The following is a 21302-nucleotide window of genomic DNA, read 5'->3' as shown; positions in this document are numbered from 1 at the left end:
AGTCGATCAGATCTCAACCTGATAGCAGCAAAACGGCACTCTCGATCACAACCATTCCTCTGTTCCTGCGAGTTGGCTCGCTGAACCGTAGCTAGGATGTGCGTGTCACTTGGATGAATCGAACGTCCAACCGAGCGCTGCTGACGAAGAGCGTTGGGCAACGCGGGGCAAAGTTAATCGTTACGCGAGCGACGGGGCCAGCTAGGTGATACCCGTGCACGGATCCTCGGATGGGCCTGCTTACGCCACTTGTCGGGGACAAGCAGTGCCGTCCATTTGCTGTCGGCGAGATATGCCCGATACGCTAGCTGAATGCCATCTTCCAGCGAGGTCTGGGCATGCCAGCCGAGCCTGGCCAGACGACTGATGTCGAGCAGCTTGCGCGGCGTGCCGTCCGGGCGCGACGTGTCGAAGCTGATCTCACCGCGAAAACCGACGGCGGCCGCGACCATGAGTGCGAACTCGGCGATGGTGATGTCCTCGCCGGTGCCGATATTGACCAGTTCGGGCGATGAATAGGTCTTCATCAGATGGACGCAGGCGTCGGCGAGATCGTCGACATAGAGGAATTCGCGGCGCGGCGTGCCGGTGCCCCACACCACGACGTTGCCGGCGCCCGAAACCTTGGCCTCGTGGAAGCGGCGGATCAGCGCGGCGACGACGTGGCTGTATTCGGGGTGATAATTGTCGCCGGGACCGTAGAGATTGGTCGGCATCACGCTGATGAAATCGGCGCCGTACTGGCTGCGATAGGCCTCGGCCATCTTGATGCCGGCGATCTTGGCGATGGCATAGGGCTCGTTGGTCGGCTCCAGCGGGCCGGTCAACATCGAATCCTCGCGCAGCGGCTGCGGCGCCAGGCGCGGATAGATGCAGGACGAGCCGAAGAACATCAGCTTCTCGCAGCCATTGGCGTGAGCCGCCTCGATCACGTTGCTCGAGATCGCCAGATTGTCGTAGAGGAACTCGGCCCGCAGCGTGTTGTTGGCGACGATGCCGCCGACCTTGGCGGCGGCGAGGAATACAGCCTGAGGCCGCTTCGCGGCAAACCAGGCGTTGACCGCGGTTTGGTCGCGCAAATCGACCTCGCTGCGCGACACCGTCAGGAGATCGGCCTCCTCGCGCGCCAGCCGGCGCATCAGCGCCGAGCCGACCATGCCGCGATGGCCGGCGACGAAGACCGTCTTGCCCTTCAGCTCAAACGCCGTGCTTGCCATTGGCCGCGTCCTGCCTGGCCTCGACGAGATCGCTGGCGACCATTTCCTTCACCAGCTGCGCGAACGGCGTCTTCGGCGTCCAGCCGAGCTTGGCGCGCGCCTTGCTGGCGTCGCCGATCAGAAGATCGACCTCGGTCGGGCGGAAATAGGTCGGATCGATCTGCACCAGGGTGTTGCCGGACGCCTTGTCGATACCGACCTCCTCGACGCCCTTGCCACGCCATTCGATGCTGCGGCCGACCTCGGCAAACGCCAGCTCGACGAACTCGCGGACCGACCGCGTTTCGCCGGTCGCGAGCACGAAGTCGCCGGGCTCGTCGACCTGCAGGATCCTGTGCATGCCCTCGACATAGTCGCGGGCGTGGCCCCAGTCGCGCTTGGCGTCGAGATTGCCGAGATAGAGCTTGTTCTCGAGGCCGACCTCGATGCGGGCGACGGCGCGGGTGATCTTGCGCGTCACGAAGGTCTCGCCGCGGATCGGGCTTTCATGGTTGAACAGGATGCCGTTGCTGGCGAACATGCCATAGGCCTCGCGGTAGTTCACCGTGATCCAGTAGCCGTAGAGCTTGGCGACGCCATAGGGCGAGCGCGGATAGAACGGCGTGGTTTCCTTCTGCGGCACCTCCTGCACGAGGCCGTAAAGCTCCGAGGTCGAGGCCTGGTAGAACCGCGCCTCCTTCTCCATGCCGAGGATACGGATCGCTTCCAAAAGGCGCAATACGCCGATCGCGTCGGCATTGGCGGTGTATTCCGGGCTCTCGAAACTGACCTGGACGTGGCTCTGGGCGGCGAGGTTGTAGATCTCGGTCGGCCGGATCTGCTGCACCAGGCGGATCAGATTGGTCGAATCGGTCATGTCGCCATAGTGCATCAGGAACGGCACGTTGCCGGCATGCGGGTCCTGGTAGAGATGGTCGACGCGCGCGGTGTTGAACGAGGACGACCGCCGCTTGATCCCGTGCACGGTGTAGCCGAGACCGAGCAGATATTCGGCGAGATACGCGCCGTCCTGCCCGGTGACGCCGGTGATCAGCGCAACGCGCCGCTTTGAGTCCTGAGCCGCCATTGTTTCTCTTAGTTCCGCCGGAACGAGGGCGCCCTTTCGAAACGCGATTTGCGGAGCCCCTTCTCGATCTAGATGCGCAAGCGCGCACCACCCGCAATAAGAGGAAAGCGATCGCAACTCTAGTCATACACCTCACGTAGAAATGCGCACTATATACATTGATTTATTCTCGACCGTACCATTCAGCGCGTTTGGAATGTCAACTGGTAGCATGACTGCTGCGCAGGTCACGACGATTGACATCGTCGGTCCGGCGAAGTCGCGCCATAGTCAAAAAGAACGTCAGCTAACACACGCGACCCACTTGACACCCGCGCAAACGAGCTGGACGAAAACGCCGTGCACGCAAACCAAGTTAGACGCGCTGCTCCAGCGATGTTTCCTATGAGGCGGATGCCGACGGTCTGTGTTCCTTATCCATCTCCAGGTACATGCTGTATCCATTTGCATGGTTCGGTTATGGCCGAATAGAGCGATGTGCTGAAGCGCGGTTGTCGACGCATTTATAGAGAATGACGGCATGCAAGCCAGCACACAGTGAAGCTACACACCAATATCGTATTCTACAAAGCGGCCCCGCCTCCGAATAGAGCACGCGATCTGGTCGCTAGGGGCATCGACCTCTGCGCTTCTGCCAATAGTGCAGCTCGCGTAGGAAGTGCACGGGAGACGCAAGACGAAATGAGGAAGAGTAGCAAACGTCGGTATAGTTCTTCGAACGTTTCGATATCGAAAGCTTACGTTCGTACAATAGAGTGTTCGATGCCAATCGTATAGCTTACATCCAAGTATGATGAGCGTCTTAAGCCGGCCTAGAGCGGATGCGTAAATACGTCGACACCCGGCCATGTGAAGAGTGTTGTGAGGCTGCATCCTTCTGTCCAATGGAGCGCGGCCGGTGCAAGCCTCTCGTGGAGACCCTCGGTGAGGTGAGGGGACTCAGTGCCCCCACACCAGCTGCTAACCGGATCGGCCGCGTCGCCGCGCGTTTCTCGGGAGTTTGAGCTGAAGAGCCGTGAATGGCTCATTAGTGACGATGAGCCAAATAAGACATGACGTTTTACTGTGAGACAACGGGTCTGTCGATCTGGTTCAAATGTCCTCAATCTATGAAGTCTGACGCCCTGCGCGATATATCCTCGCACTGGGCTTGTTGCGACGCCGGTTGTTATCGTCGCCATCGAGCAACGGATCTGTTTGTGCCGGGGTTAGATGCCGCACCAAGCCGCGCAAGCGCGCCTGCATATAGAGCCCACCTCGAAGCAGTCACGCCATTCGCGGCCGCATCGCAGCTTGCACTCGATAGCGGACAACCAAAGACGGAGTGTGGCTGGGCGAGGCGATGATGGTTGAAAGACATAGAACTCACGCCTGTGAATGCGACGGTGACAGGCAACTCAACCGGGCGCGCGAATTTCGTGAAAATGCTCCTTTAGGGGACATTTGGCTTCTTGAACGTGGGCTGCATTGATCGATATGTGTGGAATAGTCGGCATCTTGGGACGTGGTCCGGTCGCTGGGCAATTGGTCGCTTCGCTCAGACGATTGGAATATCGTGGCTATGACTCCGCGGGCGTCGCGACGCTCGAAGGTCTCCGTATCGAGCGCCGGCGCGCTGAAGGTAAGCTGAGAAACCTTGAGGAGCGGCTGCGCGATTATCCGCCGTCGGGTCATAGCGGTATTGGTCACACTCGCTGGGCGACGCATGGAAAACCGACCGAAAGCAATGCTCACCCGCACGCAACGGAAAATGTCGCGGTCGTTCATAACGGGATCATTGAGAATTTCCGCGAACTGCGGGCCGAACTGGAGCGGAATGGAGCTCATTTCAGCTCAGAGACCGACACCGAGGTGGTGGCGCATCTCGTCGAATCGTATCTCAAGAATGGTTACTCGCCGCGGGATGCGGTACAAGCCTCGCTGCCACGACTGCGCGGAGCTTTCGCTCTGGCATTCCTGTTCAAAGGCCATGAGGATCTTTTGATCGGGGCGCGCAAGGGGTCGCCCCTTGCGATCGGACATGGTACCGGCGAAGTTTATCTGGGATCGGACGCGATCGCACTCGCGCCCTTGACTGATGCCATCACCTATCTTGAAGACGGCGACTGGGCCGTGCTTACCCGTACGATCTGCATGATCTATGGCGAAGACGGGGCTGTCGTGCATCGGGAAACATCAAAGTCTGGCGTGTCGTCACTCCTGGTGGACAAGGCGAACTATCGCCACTTCATGGCCAAGGAAATCCACGAGCAGCCGACAGCGGTCGGGCAGACATTGGCGCATTATCTCGATATGGCAGCCGAGCGCATAGCCCTGCCGCTCACACTACCGTTCGACTTTAATTTCATTCAGCGCATCTCAATTACGGCATGCGGCACGGCAAGTTATGCCGGTTATATCGCCAAATACTGGTTCGAGCGGCTGGCGCGCCTGCCTGTCGAAATCGATGTTGCCTCCGAGTTCCGCTACAGGGAGGCGCCTCTGCGCCACGGCGATCTCGCGATCGTCATCTCGCAGTCGGGGGAAACCGCCGACACGCTGGCTGCGTTGCGCTATGCCAAGAGCCAGGGTCTGCACACGATATCCGTGGTCAACGTCCCGACGTCGACGATCGCGCGCGAGAGCGAATCCGTGCTGCCGACACTGGCGGGTCCAGAAATCGGCGTCGCCTCCACCAAGGCATTCGTCTGCCAGCTGGCGGTGATGGCGGCGCTTGCCGTCGCAGCAGGCAGGGAGCGCGGCATACTGTCCGAGATCGATGAATCTAAGCTCGTACGCGAGCTTATCGAAGTGCCGCGGCTGATTGCTGCGGCGCTGTTGGTCGAGCCACAGATCGAGAAGCTCGCGCGTGATATCGCAAAGTCGAGCGACGTGCTCTATCTCGGCCGAGGCACATCGGCGCCCCTGGCGTTAGAAGGCGCGCTCAAGTTGAAGGAAATCTCTTATATCCACTCGGAAGGTTATGCCGCCGGCGAGCTCAAGCACGGACCAATCGCATTAGTCGACGAGACCATGCCCGTGGTGGTGATAGCGCCTTACGACGACGTCTTCGAGAAAACAGTCTCGAACATGCAGGAAGTGGCCGCTCGAGGCGGCAGCATTATTTTGATCACCGATGCGAAGGGCGCCTCGGACGCGACGGTGGATACGCTCATGACCATAGTGTTGCCAAACATGGCAGCAAGCTTTACGCCCATGGTTTATGCCATCGCGGTGCAACTGCTGGCCTATCATACCGCCGTGGTTATGGGGACGGACGTGGATCAGCCGCGTAATCTTGCAAAATCGGTCACTGTTGAATAGACACCGCAGCAACGTCGACGTGCTCTCCAGCGGCAGTTCTGCGATACAAGAACATGACAGATAATAGTCTGGCTCGCCACCGCGTCCTGGCGGAGATTATGGAGACTACGATCTGGGTAGGCTCTGTCCGGCGCCAACTGACCCTCGGAAGGAGGGCGATCCGATGGCCCGAAAAGGCGAACTTTCGGCCGCCTTCATTCGTGATGGACGTCTAGCATGACAGTTGCACTTTTCGTTTGAGGTGAGCGGGCCGTGCGTCGGCCTGGTGAGCTCGCCGCCAGAGCGACCATGCGAGAACACGGTCGATCGAGATGCGCCGTTGAGCGAGCTTGATAGCGATGCGACGGATTTCCTGGATCGACCAGCGATGCCGCGCACGATCGAAGAGCCCGGATCGAGGCAGTGATCGTCCGCACCCTTGAGACGAAACCGCCCGACGCCACTCACTGGAGCTCGCGCAGAATGGCGAGGGCCAGTGGACTGTCGGTCTCGACGGTACAGTGGATATGGCGCACCTTCAGCCTGCAACCGCGTCGGTTGGAGACCTTTAAGCTTTCAAACAATCTTGACTTCGTCGCCAAGGTTCGCGGCGTCGTCGGCCTCTACGTGGCCCCGCCCGAGCGAGCCATCGTGCTGTGTATCGACGAAAAGCCGCAGATCTAGGCGCTGGATCGGAGCCAACCCTCGTTCCGCGTGCGGCCTGGTCAGGTGGAACGCCGCAGTCACGACTACAAGCGCCATGGCACGACATCGCTATTTGCCGCTCTCGACATCGCAACCGGCCGGGTCATCGGCAAGCGTTACGGGCACCACGCGCCACAGAATGCAGCAAGTTTCTGATGAGATCAAAGTCGCCGTGCGGACGATATGGATGTTCATCTCGTCATAGACAATAACGCAACCCATAAGAGGCCGCTGATCCCAAACTGGCTGGCCAAGAGACCGCGCTGGCACGTCCACCTGACAGCAATCAGCTCATCCCTGGTCAATCAGGTCGAACGTTTCGTTGCCCGCATCACCGAGCGCAAAATCAGGCGCGGCATCTACCGCAGCGTGGCGGAGCTACGTGCTGAGATCACGTCCTTCATCGAACAGCACAACGCCGACCCCAGCCCATTCCGATGGACCAAATCAGCCGACGACATTCTCAGCTCCATCGAACGCTTCTGCGCTTACAATGCGTCAGCCAAGGCCTAAAACGCCATGAACTTCTGGTTTAGGACACTAGATTATGCGCGATGTCCCGCATACGGGTTTTCGCCTGAAACGTCCGCGCGCGCATTGCTGCGCCGATCGCGGGCAATTTCCAGAGGAAAATGCCCCCCCAATGCAAGGCTATCGAGTGGCGGGGTGCTGCCCCCAGCGCGCTCGCGAAAAATTCGCGCTTCAGGCTGCGGTCATGTACTGCAGGTGATGATCCCGCAGCTGAGGCGGTCATCCCGGCATCGCTGTCTTCAGCAACACAGCGGCTGCGACGGAAGCGGACCCGAGGCGACATGGGCTTGCGCATCCGGAAAAACGCTCTTGGTCAGCTACTCGTCAGCGAAGCGGTCTAACCAGGAAGGCTGCGCATTCTCGACTCTTCTATCGGAGATAAAATATGACGGGCATCGGCCGAGCTGGCAAATCGCACGTTGGAGCAGGAGCCGACAGCACTGGGGTATCGAGCAGTTCGAGCCTGGAGTTCGGCCTCGTCCCTGGGGAACGCAGTCAATCTTTCGACGCCGTCGTGGAGCGGATGCGCTCCGGGCCTCAAGATAGAACCGCGCCGATCGTGAACCGGCAACCAACTTCGGATGTCGCGGCGCCAACACGAGATGAGGTTAAGGCAGCAAAGCGAACGTTGGGCAGCCTGCTTGAGGACCTTAATACTTGTCGTAGGGCAGCCACGCGCGGCCGGACCTTGTCCGAGAGGCAAGAGCTGATCGATCAAGTCGTCAAGGCAGGCTTAGCAGTTCTGGACTACTACGCTGCTCTGCCCCCAGGTTTGGCGGGGCGCATTCTGCCCGACGATCGGGCTCGCCAGCTCCGCGATGAGACGCTGGGCGCGGCCGACGAATGTAACGCCGTGGCTGCTGCGATTTTCGATGACCTGGAGAAGAGCAGACATAAAGCAGCAGCCCTGCTCGGCAGGATCATCCGCACCGCTTCGCCTGACCAGCTGAACCGCGTGCTTTCAGGCGTGGAGCCCTACTATGAGCACTGCATGGAGTGGTGGAGAAAGAGGGCATTGCGCTCGGAGCGGATGCAGTCCGTCTGCGCGGCTACTGCCGACCTACCAAGCAGCACGCCCGAGTTGCGGAAGTCCGAAGAGGCCGCGCTACGACTGCATACCGGCTATGCACTCAATACGAAGTACAAGTATCTGGAATCGCAGATCACTCTCGCGCAGCTCTCCCTAGCGAGCAGGTTGGGACCAGCCGTGCGAGACGCCCTTATCGATGGAGACGGGCGGGTGCGTCTGCTCGGGACCTTCATCGAGGATGTTGTTCCGGCATTCGCCTCGACGGCCGAGGCCGTGATGAACCGCAACGGAGCGCCGCTTGACGCTGAGCACCGCGACGTTCTGGAAGGAGTCATGGAGCGGCTTTCGGAATTTGCGTCAGGAGTGAGCGGCATGGTTGCCAGCCTGACGGACGCCGGAGCGGGAGCCGATCTTCGGTTAGAATTGCTGGATCAGATAGTGGAAGGTGCGTGGCTTACAGCGGACGAAGTCATGCGGCTGCTGGCACTTCAGCCAAAGACGCCAGCCACGATTGAACCGCCGGCTTGGGCTGTGCTGCCGGAACATACTGCCGGGGTGGGCGAAGGCACTGCAGCGCGCAGGAAGGGCAAAGGCAGGCGCGCAGCGGCCGCAGGCGAGGGGAGTTCGACAGCTGGGGGCGCTGAGCCGCAGCTCGCCGGGTCCGACGCTGGCACGGGCTCAACACGCAAGGTTATCGTACTCTCAGATCTGGGTACAAAGAAACTCACGAGCGCGGAGGAGGCCCGCGCGCGGGCGTCATCGTCGGAGAGCGGAAACCTGACGATGTGGCAGGCTCCGCCCTCCAGAGAAGCGCTGACGGGACTGCTCAAGCGATTGGACGAACTTTTGCAGTTCGATCTGCCCGCTCAGCAAAGCGCCGTCTCGCAAGCGCGTCAGATGAAACCCGAGGACGCCGACCACGTCCTAAATATCGTCGTCGAGCGCCTCCATAGACAGGCCGCCGAGATCGAAGCCTGTGCAGCCGCGGTGGAGGAGCCTCGTCGAAGTGGCTTGCTCACGCCCGCGCAAGTGCCCGAAGTGCACGACAAGATAGTCCGGCTCAAGGCGATGTATTCCGAGGTGCAGGGACAGGCAAACTCATTGAAGAGGCAAAGAGCCGCGATCATGATCGATTGCATGAAGAGCTACGGCTTTCCCTCGCAGAAATACCTTGAACGGTTGCGGGCGGCCGGGGAGTTGGAGCCTCCGGATCCACCGCGCGCGTTGAGCGGCGATCCGGGGACGCTGTTCGAGATTAAGCTGCGGCCCAAGGCACTGCGCAACGGTGCGGCGGCGAATCCGATGTGGGTGCACATCCATACGAAGCGGCCGGTACATGCGTGGCAGTTGGCGACGGCGGCTGACGCCGACTTCGCCGCTTGCCATGTAAAATCCAATGAACAGCGCGGCTACAATCGGCACTGGCAGAGCGCGCGAGCCGCGATGGGGCACGAAAACGTCGTGATCCACCGCGGCAAGCTCACGCCTGCATTCTGTAGGTCCTTGTTGAACAACGCAGTTGGTGGCCTGTCCGACGTCAGATAATTTGAGACTGATTAGGCTTTTCGCGAAGAGTGGCTCTGGCTCATCTAGGTCAGCATTACAGTTGCATGTTCCTGAGAACTCTGAATCCATGGCGACCATGATTCGGGATCTGATGATTGCTGGCACGTCGGTTGAAGATACGCTGACGCTGTGGGCTTCGTCGTTGGCGACGTGACGGGTCCAATGAGCCCTATTGGAAAGCGCCAACCCGACTTCATGGAATTTAACGACAGGGCAGCGCGCTTAGCTTCCAAGAAGTTGATCGGGATCGTGTCTCGCGCGAAGCGCTCAGATCAGACATAAGGTTGGCGGCCGGTCGATCGCTTCAAGTGTTTCCGCCGCCGCCGTTCTCCTCCAGTGCGGCATCGAGGTACTCGATCAGCGTATGTCCGGCGAAGGGCTTGGCCAAAAAGCCAGCCGCTCCCGCGCTCAGGGCTGAGGCGCGCACGCGGTCGTTGGGGAAGGCAGTAATGAAAATGAATGGCACACCGTAGCCACGGGTCCGCATTTCCGCGAGCAAGTCCAAGCCGCTCATAACCGGCATCTGCACATCCGTGATTACACAAGAGGTTTCGTTCAACCGCGGCGACCTCAAGAACTCCTCGGCGGACACAAACGTTTGAACGACGTAGCCACGCGATTTCAAAAGGTTCTCTGTCGCCGCACGGACCGATGCGTCGTCATCAACGACAGAAATCAAAGGCGTGGACAAGACAGGCCCTCCTGACGCGGGACTAGCGACTGCCGAGGCATTAGCCATCCCTGGGCGAAAAGTGGGCTTGCGCGGTTAAATTGTAAAATCATACTTAGGTTTGTTCGGGACGGTTAGCACGGAGTCCCAGCGTCTCAGTCATCCTGATCAAATCCGCCAGCGACCGGGCCCGCATCTTTTTCATCACGTGTCCCCGATAGATCTTGACCGTAATCTCGGCGAGCCCCAGCTCGGCAGCTATCTGCTTGTTCATCAAGCCGGTAGCGACTAGTTTCATAACCGCCTGCTCGCGCGGGCTTAGGGTCTCAAATAGGGACTTGAGATTCACGACGGTCTGCTCGGCTGCCCGTCTTTTGCGATCGCGTTCGGTCGCCGCGATCACAGCGTCCAGTAGTTCCTGATCGCGAAACGGTTTTGTGAGAAAATCGACCGCTCCACCCTTCATGGCCCTGACGCTCATGGGAATGTCGCCATGGCCTGTAATGAAGATGATGGGAATATGAATGTTCGACTTGGCTAGCTCAGTCTGGAACTCAAGGCCGCTCAAGCCGGGCAGTCGGACATCAAGAACCAGGCAGCTAACGACGTCCGGAAGTTTGCTCTGCAGCATTTCTCGGGCCGATCCGAATGCAACGACGTCCAGGCCGACGGATTGAAAAAGGTTTGTAAGCGACCGACGCATCGAGACATCATCTTCGACAATGAAGACAATCGCATTTGCCGATGCCTCGGCTCTGCTGCCTTCGCGCTGGGAGTTTGAGCGTTCGTTCACGACACCACCTCCTTGTGCAACGGCAGGTCAAACCGAAAGCTCGCTCCGGGTCCCTGCCTGTGGACGATTGAAAGACGCCCTCCGTGAGCTTCCACAATCGAGCGGCAGATCGAAAGGCCCATGCCAAGGCCGCTCGATTTTGTCGTGAAGAAGGGGTCTAACACCCGATCGGCGTCATTCTCCGAGATGCCGACGCCATTATCAGTCACCGCAAGCCGCACGTGTTCCATATCGTCCCTAGATGACTGGATCACCAGTTCGCGCGTCCTGTCCGTAACTGCGTCCATAGCTTCGATCCCGTTCATCACCAGATTGATCATCACCTGCTGCAGCTGAATCCGGTCGCCCAGAACCGCCGGCAGCGCTGCCGTCAGCTCGGTTTTCAGTGTCACTTGGTGGCTAACCAGCTCACGATTCACCAGCGCAATGACATCCTTAACGACGTCATTGATGTCGAGCGGAAGCATTTCGATCTCGCCCTTCTTCGCAAGCGCGCGAACGCGACGGATCACCTCGCTTGCCCGGATTGCGTCTTCGATTATCCATTCAACGGATGAGCGCGCAGCGGAAAGATCAGGAGTTTTGCGGCCCATCCAACCTAGGCACGCGTCGGCGTTGCTGATAATCGCGGCGAGTGGCTGGTTGATTTCGTGGGCGATGGAGGTGGTCAGCTCTCCTAACGTCGTCACGCGCGTCACATGCGCGAGCTCCGCCTGTGCCTTCCGCAGCTCTTGTTCAGCCTGGTCTGCGCGGATAATAGCGGTGATGTCGGTGCTGACGCCACGGTAGCCAAGAAAATTGCCGCTTACGTCAAAAAATGGCTTACCGCTCGTCCGGACGTAGATCGGACATCCCATCCGGTTGACAGTGCGATAGACCAAATCACGAAATGGCAGATGTGCCTCTAGCCTTGCACGATGTTGCCGCCATTTCTCAGGTTCGTCTTCCAAGTCGCAAGCAATGTCCCAACGCGGCAGACCCAGGAGGCCTGTGGCAAGGATTCCCGCAGCGCTGGTATGTTCCGATAAGTGAGTGACTTTATGGTCTGGCCCGGTCTCCCAGAGCCAGTCGGAAGCTGTTTCAGCGTAGTCGCGAAAGCGCTGCTCGCTTTCGCGCAGCGCAGCAAGTGTGCTTTCCAGGCGTTCTCTGGCCGCGTATTGCTCAGTGACATCCATATGTGTCCCAATGAGCTCGCCGATATTGCCGTCGCTGCCAACCACGACATGGGCCACAGAATGTATGTGCCTCATCGAGCCATCCGGGAGCAAAATTCGAAAATCATATTCGAAGCGGTTTTGCTTGCCGTCTCTCGCAAGTCGCTGCACGTCCTGAAGCCGCGGCAGGTCGTCCGGATGTATCCGCGAACGAATAGTCTCTATGGACACGGTCTCTTGCGGGTCGAAGCCGAAGAGACGATTCACTTCGGCGGAGCGATACACAAAATCGACTCCGTGGACGTCCCATGACCAACTGCCAGTATGACTGAGATGCTGGGCTTCGGCCAGATAGGCCTCGCTGCGGCGTAGCTGCTGCTCTACTTGCTTTGTAACTGTGATATCCGTCGCTGCCCCGACAAACTCGATTTCGCCAGAGGCGGTTGTCGTCGCTCGCGCCCGCGCGCGGATGTGCTTCACCGAGCCGTCCGGTAGCAGCAATCGGTATTCATGCTCGAACTCCTGCGGGTCTTGCATCGCTCGATCGATCGTCTGTTGGACGGAAGCTCGATCTTCCGGGTGCGTGCGCTCGACGACGAGTTGCGGGCTCGGTATCGTCTTCGGATCCAACTGGAAAATTCGAAAAAGCTCTTTTGACCAAAAAACCTCGCCAGTGGCGAAGTTCCAGCCGAAGCTGCCTGTGTGGCTCAACTCCTGCGCTTGAGCCAAATGGGCTTCGCTGCGCTGTAGGGCAAGCTCCGTCTGCCGTTTTTCGGTGATATCTTCGCAGGATATCAGGACAACCGGCTTGTCATCGGCCCAAAGCATGGCTTTGGCATTTTCTCGCACCCACAGGACCACGCCGTCTTTTCTGACTTTTTGGGCGTCCCAGGTTTGCGATTGACCGATATCTTCAAGGCATCTGCGAATGCATGTGCGTGCGAACTCGCGATCCTCCTCCAGAAAGAGCCTCAGAACGGATTGACCGATGAGTTCGGAGCGCGCATAGCCGAGGTGTGTCGCGCCGAACGTATTGACGTTGAGGATGGTACCGGCTTCGTCGACCATGACGTACATGGCCGGATTGTGCTCAAAGATTGCGCGCCACCGCTTTTCACGGTCCTTCAAATCGGCCGTGCTGCGCCGGAGTTCGGCCGCAGTCTCATGCGCAGCCTCTCTTTCCTGGCGGATTTTTCCAATCAGGTGTGTTCCGACAATCGAGACGGTAAAGAATGCGACAACCACCAGAAGAACTTGAGGGTCATCGATCCGCAGACTAAACGCCGGCGGTGCAAAGTAGTACGCCAAAGCAGCGATAGCTAAGACCGAAAGCGCGGATGAGGCGATAAAGCTGCCGATCAATGAAAACAGCAATATAACCAGCAAATAGCCGAACGCCGTCGCAGCGAAATGTGTTTGAAGGTACAAGGAAGCTAGCGTCACCACCGCCAGCGTTATGCTGCCGAAAGTAAACTGCGTGGCAGAACGTTTGAAGTTATTGATCTGGTTATACATTCTTGGACCGTCCGGCCTTTCTCCGGCGGGAGAGTTATAACATTTTAGGCAAAAATGGGGCAATTCTTTCCGCTCCACGCTCAAGAGCGGTTCCGGGTAAATTGCTTACAGCTGAACTCAGCACGTGCCGAAGAAACGCGCATTACAAACGTAGGTATAGTTGTTCTAAACCTTTCCAAATGGCGCGCCGACGTGCGTACAATCGAGGCTCAGATGTCTGTTTTCTTTCACTGCGATAGCCCTTTGGCAGGCGCGCGCGGCTGTGGAGGCCGCGGCCGAGCACAACTGTATGCGGCCAAGGCACGTCCAGCGGCGGGGTAGCTGCGAGCCGCGGGTCTGCCAGGACGTGACGCTGAACAATGAGACGCCCGTCGTTGAATATCTAAAGAGCGCCGACAAGCAGTGGAGCGCCGTGAGTTTGCTCAATGCGATCCATCTCGACCTGGTGAAGGTGCCGATCTGGTTCACGAGTCATCACTGCCGCAGCATCGGTGGACGAGGCCAGTTCGCTGGCCACGCGCCAAGCCGTTTCATGGATAGATCCAGTAACTTTGCCCGTCAGGCCCGGCCAGGTTCGGTCGGAATCGTATGGTCTGCCCCGGCCGACCTTACGCCGTCATCTGGATCGCGTTGGGGCACGACACCGAGTCGTGGTACGACCCGCAGATTCCGCGAGAAGAACTCCGGCTCGCAGTTCATTCGGCTGTGCCGATTTGAACTGCGAAAAATTCGGAGTTGGCTACGCTCAGTTCGAGCGTGCCTTGAAATCACGGACAGGACCTGGAGCCTATATCCTTGAGCTTCGTGTATCGGCACCGGCGGTGGGCTGCTCGAGCCGGGCATGTAGGGTCGCGTCGTCGAGCTCGCCTTCCCACCAGGACACGAACACAGCGGCGATGCCATTGCCAGTGATGTTGGTAAGGGCTCGCACCTCGCTCATGAACTTGTCGATCGAAAATACGATCGCCATGCCCGGCACCAATGCCGGGTTGACCACCGACAATGTCGCGGCGAGTGTAATGAAGCCTGCGCCGGTGACGCCGCTTGCTCCCTTCGAGGTCAGCATTGCCACGAGCAAGATCGTGAGCTGCTGGCCAAAGGTCAGATCGACCCCGAGTGCCTGGGCAATGAACAATGTCGCAAGCGTCATATAAATGTTGGTGCCGTCGAGGTTGAAGGAGTAGCCGGTTGGCACCACGAGGCCGACCACGGGCTTTGAGCAGCCCAGCCGCTCGAGCTTCTCCATCAATTGCGGCAGCGCGCTTTCCGAGGACGAGGTGCCAAGCACGATCAGAAGCTCATCCTTAATATAGATAATGAACTTGAAGATCGAAAAGCCGACGATCCGCGCGATCAGGCCGAGCACGACGACCACAAATATCGCGGCCGTCGCATAGAACAGTACGATCAGTCCGATCAGATTACCGAGCGCCGCCGGCCCGAACTTGCCAATTGTGAAGGCCATCGCGCCGAACGCGCCGATCGGGGCGGCTTTCATGATGATGGCAATCACGCCGAACACTGCGTGCGCGACGTCGTCAATCATGCCGCGCAGTCGTTCTCCACGCTCGCCCAGCGCCATCAGCGAAAAGCCAAACAGAATCGCGAACAGGAGCACTTGCAGAACATCGCCGCGGGCGAGGGCGCCGACCACCGTATCGGGAATGATATTGAGAAAAAAATCGACGGTCTTCGAGGCTTCCGCCTGCTTGACGTAGTTGGCGACCGCCGCAGCGTCCGGTTTGACCGCAAGACCATGGCCGATTTGGACCAGATTGCCCATGACAAGGCCCAACACCAAGGCAAAGCTCGATACGATCTCGAAATAGACCAGCGCTTTAACGCCGACGCGCCCGACTTTCTTTGCATCCTGGATATGTGCGATCCCGGATGCGACGGTGCAGAAGATGATCGGTGCGATCACCATCTTGATCAGCTTGATGAAGCCATCACCAAGCGCCTTGACCCAGTCGTTGGTCGCGACCGACGGCCATAGCCAGCCGACGATGGCGCCAATCACGATCGCGATCAACACCTGAACGTAGAGAATTTTATACCAAGTCTGCGACGCGCGTGCGGGCGCCGCAGTTGCCATGGTGGTCATGACGCTTCCTTCCCGAATACACTCGAATGCGAGCCGCTGCGTCGTTAGAGGCGACGGCATCATACGAGGCTGTCATTTTAGCCGTGTCCAATTGAAGACGATTCCGGGAGCCGGCGCGTCATTCCAAAGGCAGGCGTTCAGTTACGTTATCTTTTTTCGTCAAGCAAGATCCGCACCAGAGCCAACCTGCAGTCGATCGAGTCGCGATCGGATAAGTACCTGTCTTCTGACAAGGTCTTTGAATCTTCGAACGGCATTTGTGAGGTCGATCGAGAAGGCGTTGCTCAGCGTCATGCCGCATTTTGCTGGCAAGTGTCCCGAGGCACCTCTTGGCATAGAAATCCTAGAGTGATCAGTACCCTTCAAGTGCGCGACTTGATGCAACAGTACGTTACATTGGTAAAATTGATTGTTTGGATCGTAGGCATCCAGGCGATGGAAGCGTGCGACATCTAGAGGGCCGGTCGATGTGAGGTCGTATCGGCATCGGCGCTCGCCGAGCCGATAGCGTTACGATGGGGTTCTCGACTCGATCATTCTGCTCTGAACTCTTTGCCAGGCAGCACGAGACCAACTTATTCTTGCTGCAGATATACGGGCGAGCTCGAATCGAGTTACGACAATCGGATGGCGGTGAATGTGCTCCAGTATGGTCCGGTAAGACCGATGGTTCGGCAGAATTTCTGCGCATCATCCGCATTGTGAAGGTCGCCCGATCAGCTTGCCATGTCCATGATTGTCCAAGGTCGTAGGCTGGACGGTCGCTAGATAATGGACGAGCGCTAGATAGGAGTGAGCTTTGCCACCACGAATAGCGCTTTCTACTTGGGGTGCCGAAAGTCGCTTCATCGATATTCGGTATCCCTCCAGGGAGCGCGCTTCTCCATGATGATGGCGCGATAGTGCCGCCGTTCGCGGCCGGCCTCTCACCTGGAGCTCTCAAATGCCTATTTGATGTCAGATCCATCCACCCGGTTCCTGTGTACGCCGGAGGCTGCGCGTTATCTTAGCCTATCCGGCCGCACGCTCGAAAAGCACCGCACGTATGGCACGGGGCCAGCGTATCGAAAGATCGGCGGTCGCGGTCGCGTCATCTACGCACTGGATGGTTTGAGAGCATGGGCCGATCTCGGCACCAAGACGTCGACGTCTGATCCCGGCAAGGGAACTGTGCTGCCGGCCAAGAAGCCCCAATCCGGCGTCCCTTCGCAGGCCAGGAATCTCGCCGATAGCCGAGGCTGCGACAGTGCAGGGACTAGATGCAGCGGGTGTGCACGATGGCGAGCTTGGATTCATCCGCTAGCAGTTTTGGTGCGTCGCAAAAAATCTTCACCGAAGCGGAGCCCGACCGAGCCGCTTGGGACCATTGCTGTATACAGAAATTCCATTGTAAGCCCGAATATTCGTCACTTTTTTGGCCCCTTTCAAATTTATGTATACAGTCGGTGTCCCTAAGCGAGGAATCGGCACATGAGCCATTGCTTTCCGACGAATGTCTGGTACGCGGCCGCTTGGGATGCAGAGGTGAAGCAGGCGCTGTTGCCGCGCACGATCTGCGGCAAGCACGTTGTGATGTATCGGCGCGCCAACGGGGAGGTGGCGGCACTGGAGGACGCCTGTTGGCATCGGTTGGTGCCGCTCTCAAAAGGGCGTCTTGAGGGCGACAGCGTTGTCTGCGGCTATCATGGGCTGAAATTCAACGCGCAGGGCCGCTGCACCTTCATGCCCTCGCAAGAGACGATCAACCCCTCCGCCTGTGTGCGTGCCTATCCTGTGGTCGAGCGCGATCGCTTCGTCTGGCTGTGGATGGGTGATCCGGCGCTGGCCGACCCGCGCTTGGTGCCGGATATGCACTGGAACGATGATTCCGCTTGGGCCGGTGACGGTGACACCATTCACCTGAAATGCGATTATCGTCTGGTTGTCGACAACCTCATGGACCTGACGCATGAAACGTTTGTGCACGGTGCCAGCATCGGCAATAACGCCATCGCGGAAGCGCCGTTTGACGTCACCCATGGTGAGAAGACCGCTACCGTAACGCGCTGGATGAAGGGGATTAGCGCCCCGCCGTTCTGGGCCAAGCAATTGCAAAAACCTGGTCCGGTGGACCGCTGGCAAATCATTCGTTTCGAGGCGCCGTGCACCATCAATATCGACGTCGGAGTGGCGCCCGCCGGAACAGGCGCGCCGGAAGGCAACCGATCGGCCGGCGTCAATGGTATTGTCCTCAACACCATTACGCCCGAAACGGAAACGAGCTGCCATTATTTCTGGGCCTTCGTGCGCAATTATCGCCTGAACGAGCAGCGCCTGACCACCGAACTCCGTCAAGGCGTTTCTGGCATCTTCCGCGAGGACGAGGTCATTCTCGAGGCGCAGCAGCGCGCAATCGACGAAAATCCAGACCGGGTCTTCTATAATCTCAACATCGATGCTGGCGCGATGTGGGCTCGCCGCTTGATAGATCGCATGATCGAGGCCGAGAATCCCTCGCAAGGTCAGCAGGCCGCGGAGTAGAGCATGGTCGAACGCGACAGCGATCGTTCAGTCTCGCAAACAGTACGCGCCCAGCTCAGCTTGCGCGACCTGATCCTTTCGGGTGACTTGCGGCCAGGCGAGCGGATCTCCGAGTTGCAGGCTGTGGAGACGACCGGCGCATCGCGCACCCCGGTGCGAATGGCATTGGTTCGGCTGGAGGAGGAAGGACTTCTGGAAGCGATCCCTTCTGGCGGTTTCATGGTGAAGGCATTCTCCGAGCGAGATGTCCTGGATTCAATCGAACTGCGTGGTACGGTGGAGGGGCTGGCCGCGCGCTTTGCCGCCGAGCGCGGCGTTCCGTCGCGCGATCTTGAGCCTCTAAAAGGATGTCTTGACGAGATCGACGGCTTGGTGCGGCAGGATCCAATCTCCGTCGAGGCATTTTCCTCCTACGTCGCGCTCAATGCGCGTTTTCACGCGCTATTGACCGAATTGTCGCGCAGTCCTCCCTTGATCCGGCAGGTCGATCGCGCGTCGGCGCTCCCATTCGCCTCGCCCAGCGGCTTTGTGATGACTCAATCGACACTGCCGGATGCGCGCCACACACTCTTGATTGCACAAGATCAACATCGCGTCGTGATCGATGCAATCGAAAATCGCGAAGGCGCACGGGCCGAGGCAATCATGCGCGAGCACGCCCGAGTGGCGGCGCGCAATCTGCGCCTGGTGCTCAGGAACAAGACGCATTCTGACCTGCTGCCAGGACTGGCGCTCATCAGGATGGCAGGCGATTAAAGGAAATCTCCATGCGGTTCATTGAAAGCTGGACACCCGCAACGCTCGTCGCGACGCGCGATCTGACACCTTCGATCCGCGAGTTCCTGATCAAACCGGAAAACTTTGATGGCGCGGCTTATCCGGTCGGCAGCCATATCAATATCGCCGTCACTATCGATGGGCGCCCGGATACGCGATCCTATTCCTTGGTCGGCGAACCCGAGCGAACCGGCTATCGTATCGCCGTGCGGCGCGCGGAGGACTCCCGCGGCGGCTCGCAGTACATGTGGTCGCTCGCGCCGGGCGCCCGACTGACCATTACATTGCCGGCCTCTTTGCTGCCGATTGACTGGGCGCGCCGGCACTACTGCCTAATCGCGGGCGGCATCGGCATTACGCCACTGATCGGGGCAGCTTTGGCGTTGGCGCGCCGCGATGCCGACTTCACTCTGCATTATGCCGTTACTTCTCGTGAGCAAGCCATCTATTTGGATGTTCTCGCTCCCCTGCTGAACAAGCGGCTTATTGTCCATGCGGGCAACGAAGGGCGCAGGCTCAATTTGGATGACTTGTTCGCTTCGCTGCCGCGCGACGCCTTGACCCTCTTGTGCGGTCCGATCCGGATGCTCGATGCCGCGCGCCGGGCCTGGACTGGTGCAGGACGCGCACTATCCGACCTACGTTACGAGACCTTCGGTTCGAGCAGCTCACTGCCGACCGAGGGGTTTCGGGTGCGCCTTGCAGATCAGGCCATTGAGATCGAGATTCCGCGCGATCGCTCGTTGCTGGACGTGCTCAATGGGGCCGGTTACGAGGTGATTTCGGATTGCCGGCGCGGCGAGTGCGGCGTCTGCGCCATCGATCTCGTCAAAATCGACGGTGAGCTTGACCACCGCGACGTTTTCTTCAGCGAGCAGCAAAAGCACGCGAACGAAAAGATCTGTGCATGTGTTTCTCGCGCCCGCGGCATGATCACCGTCGATATACTGCACCGACCGGACGCGCTATAGGTTCACTGCGACTCCTTGTTTTAGGTAGCAGATCGTTGCCTCAGAACTCGGCAACTAACGTATGCTTATGGTTTGTTACGTTCACAGAACAGTGGCGCATGATTGCCGGATGGCGGTCCGCGGCCCGTCTTTCTCCTCGACAAGGCGAAAGTTGAGCACGGAATGAACTCCGAGAGCCGGTCTCGTCCATTCTCGCAATGGGGCTGTGACGGGAGTTCTGCGCTTATACACGCCGGCCCTTGAGCGACACCAACAAACAACCAACATGTCGAAGCAGCATCCACGTCAGGATTTGCATCGAGACATTGCGGATGCGCATCTCGGGCGGCCGCTCTGCCGTCTCATTCTGCCGTCGCTGTCTGCTTGAGAACAAAGATGCCGGAAACTTGACAGCGCGTTAGGTTCACCCCGCAGTATCTCTGGCAGTTATGCGCGTTTTTCTCACGCTGGACACAGAGCCCACCACATTTCGCAAGCGGCACGGGGATTGCTGGATGGCGAGCTGAGAAGCGGCCGCCGTCAGGCCGGTCGAAGCTGCCCTGTCACAGGAGTTTCCGATGAGCCTTGCGATTCTGCATTTGCTCGCAGAAACGACGCGATCGCTGCGCCGGTATGGCGACGTGCTCTCGCCGGTGGGCTGACGCACATGGATGCCCTTTCGCCAGAAATCTGGCAATCCGTTGCGCTCACGGTCGAGCTCGCCAGCGTGACGACAATGATCCTGCTGGTGATTGGCGCGCCGCTCGCGTGGTGGTTGGCACGGTCAAAAACGGTTTTGAGCGAGGCGGTGGCGACAATGGTCGCGCTGCCGCTTGTGCTGCCACCCACGGCGCTCGGTTTCTGCGTACTCGTCCTGCTCGGCCCGAACGGACCAGGTGGGCTTCTCGCCTCTTTCTGGGGCGAGCACACGCTCGCCTTTACCTTTGCGGGAATCGTGGTCGGATCGGTCCTCTCGGCGCTCCCTTTGGTGGTGCAGCCTATCCGTAGCGCCTTTGTTGCGATGGGTAACCACCCGCAGGAAGTTGTGGCGAGTCAGCGCGTTTCTGCGTTGTTCGCCTTCATTACCGTCGGCCTGCCGCTGGCACGGCTGGAGTTCCTCAAGGCTGGTTTGGTTGGCTTTGCTCATACGATCGGCACATTCGGTGTCGTGATGATGATCGGAGGCAACATTCCCGGGCGCACCAAAGTGTTGTCAGCTTATGTCATTGACTACGTCCAAGCATCGCGCTGGCGCGAGGCAGGTTGGGTTGCCGGCGGTATGGTAATGTTCGCCTTTGCGGTCATGTTCACTTTGACTCTCATCGACAAACGATGTGCCAGGAGAGGCACGTGAGGGGCAGGCGCACTAAGCCGGATCGAAGCATCTTCGGCGTACTGGCCAAGCTGGCCGGTCATAACCGA

General features: G+C 58.9%; 14 protein-coding genes and 1 pseudogene. 9 read left to right on the top strand and 6 right to left on the bottom strand.

Going from position 1 to position 21302, the window contains the following annotated elements; all coding sequences use genetic code 11:
* Positions 1 to 173: 173 nt before the first annotated feature.
* Both fcl and gmd read right to left on the bottom strand, forming a co-directional pair.
* Positions 174 to 1217, bottom strand: a complete 1044-nt coding sequence (gene fcl, locus CO675_RS08475) for a GDP-L-fucose synthase (protein ID WP_018269886.1) — start codon at positions 1215 to 1217, stop codon at positions 174 to 176.
* On the bottom strand, positions 1198 to 2283 hold the full coding sequence (gene gmd / locus CO675_RS08470) for a GDP-mannose 4,6-dehydratase (RefSeq protein WP_018269887.1): 1086 nt from the start codon (positions 2281 to 2283) through the stop codon (positions 1198 to 1200). Before gmd ends, fcl begins: the two co-directional genes overlap by 20 nt.
* 1476 nt (positions 2284 to 3759) lie before the next feature.
* Between gmd and glmS the strand changes: the two genes are divergently transcribed.
* From glmS to CO675_RS08455, 4 genes are all read left to right on the top strand, one after another.
* Positions 3760 to 5586, top strand: coding sequence for a glutamine--fructose-6-phosphate transaminase (isomerizing) (gene glmS / locus CO675_RS08465; protein WP_097671504.1), 1827 nt, complete (start codon positions 3760 to 3762; stop codon positions 5584 to 5586).
* 402 nt (positions 5587 to 5988) lie between these two features.
* Positions 5989 to 6249 (top strand): hypothetical protein, encoded by a 261-nt coding sequence (locus CO675_RS08460; RefSeq protein ID WP_097671503.1) that lies wholly within the window; start codon positions 5989 to 5991, stop codon positions 6247 to 6249.
* A 204-nt stretch (positions 6250 to 6453) separates the two neighbouring features.
* Positions 6454 to 6783: a hypothetical protein gene (locus CO675_RS39840; RefSeq protein WP_143278919.1), complete on the top strand. Its 330-nt coding sequence runs from the start codon at positions 6454 to 6456 to the stop codon at positions 6781 to 6783.
* Positions 6784 to 7186: 403 nt separating this feature from the next.
* Complete coding sequence (locus CO675_RS08455; protein WP_018269891.1) at positions 7187 to 9376, top strand: T3SS effector XopP-like protein; 2190 nt, start codon at positions 7187 to 7189, stop codon at positions 9374 to 9376.
* 325 nt (positions 9377 to 9701) lie between these two features.
* Here CO675_RS08455 and CO675_RS08450 read toward each other — a convergent pair whose 3' ends face one another.
* From CO675_RS08450 to CO675_RS08435, 4 genes are all read right to left on the bottom strand, one after another.
* The gene (locus tag CO675_RS08450) at positions 9702 to 10136 is read right to left on the bottom strand and encodes a response regulator transcription factor (protein ID WP_018269893.1); all 435 of its coding nucleotides are present in this window, start codon (positions 10134 to 10136) and stop codon (positions 9702 to 9704) included.
* A 46-nt stretch (positions 10137 to 10182) separates the two neighbouring features.
* Positions 10183 to 10860 (bottom strand): response regulator transcription factor, encoded by a 678-nt coding sequence (locus CO675_RS08445; protein ID WP_018269894.1) that lies wholly within the window; start codon positions 10858 to 10860, stop codon positions 10183 to 10185.
* Entirely contained in the window at positions 10857 to 13529 is a 2673-nt protein-coding gene (locus CO675_RS08440; protein WP_016839799.1) for a PAS domain S-box protein, read from the bottom strand. Before CO675_RS08440 ends, CO675_RS08445 begins: the two co-directional genes overlap by 4 nt.
* Before the next feature lie 787 nt (positions 13530 to 14316).
* Positions 14317 to 15633 (bottom strand): dicarboxylate/amino acid:cation symporter, encoded by a 1317-nt coding sequence (locus CO675_RS08435; RefSeq protein ID WP_016839801.1) that lies wholly within the window; start codon positions 15631 to 15633, stop codon positions 14317 to 14319.
* Between the two features lie 954 nt (positions 15634 to 16587).
* Here CO675_RS08435 and CO675_RS41370 point away from each other — a divergent pair.
* The 5 genes and pseudogenes from CO675_RS41370 (at position 16588) to CO675_RS08410 (ending at position 21234) form a co-directional block, all read left to right on the top strand.
* A pseudogene (locus tag CO675_RS41370) lies at positions 16588 to 16865 on the top strand (helix-turn-helix transcriptional regulator).
* A 238-nt stretch (positions 16866 to 17103) separates the two neighbouring features.
* Complete coding sequence (locus CO675_RS08425; RefSeq protein WP_018269897.1) at positions 17104 to 18153, top strand: aromatic ring-hydroxylating dioxygenase subunit alpha; 1050 nt, start codon at positions 17104 to 17106, stop codon at positions 18151 to 18153.
* A gap of 3 nt (positions 18154 to 18156) precedes the next feature.
* Positions 18157 to 18909: a GntR family transcriptional regulator gene (locus CO675_RS08420; RefSeq protein WP_016839803.1), complete on the top strand. Its 753-nt coding sequence runs from the start codon at positions 18157 to 18159 to the stop codon at positions 18907 to 18909.
* Positions 18910 to 18920: 11 nt separating this feature from the next.
* Positions 18921 to 19901, top strand: a complete 981-nt coding sequence (locus CO675_RS08415; protein WP_097671502.1) for a PDR/VanB family oxidoreductase — start codon at positions 18921 to 18923, stop codon at positions 19899 to 19901.
* Positions 19902 to 20547: 646 nt separating this feature from the next.
* A complete protein-coding gene (locus CO675_RS08410; RefSeq protein ID WP_016846835.1) occupies positions 20548 to 21234 on the top strand; it encodes a molybdate ABC transporter permease subunit in 687 nt (228 codons plus the stop codon).
* Positions 21235 to 21302: the final 68 nt, after the last annotated feature.

It is taken from the genome of Bradyrhizobium sp. C9 (assembly GCF_002532045.1).
Lineage (GTDB): Bacteria > Pseudomonadota > Alphaproteobacteria > Rhizobiales > Xanthobacteraceae > Bradyrhizobium.
Note: the sequence above shows the minus strand (reverse complement) of the source record. Positions and strands in the feature narration are given on the sequence as shown.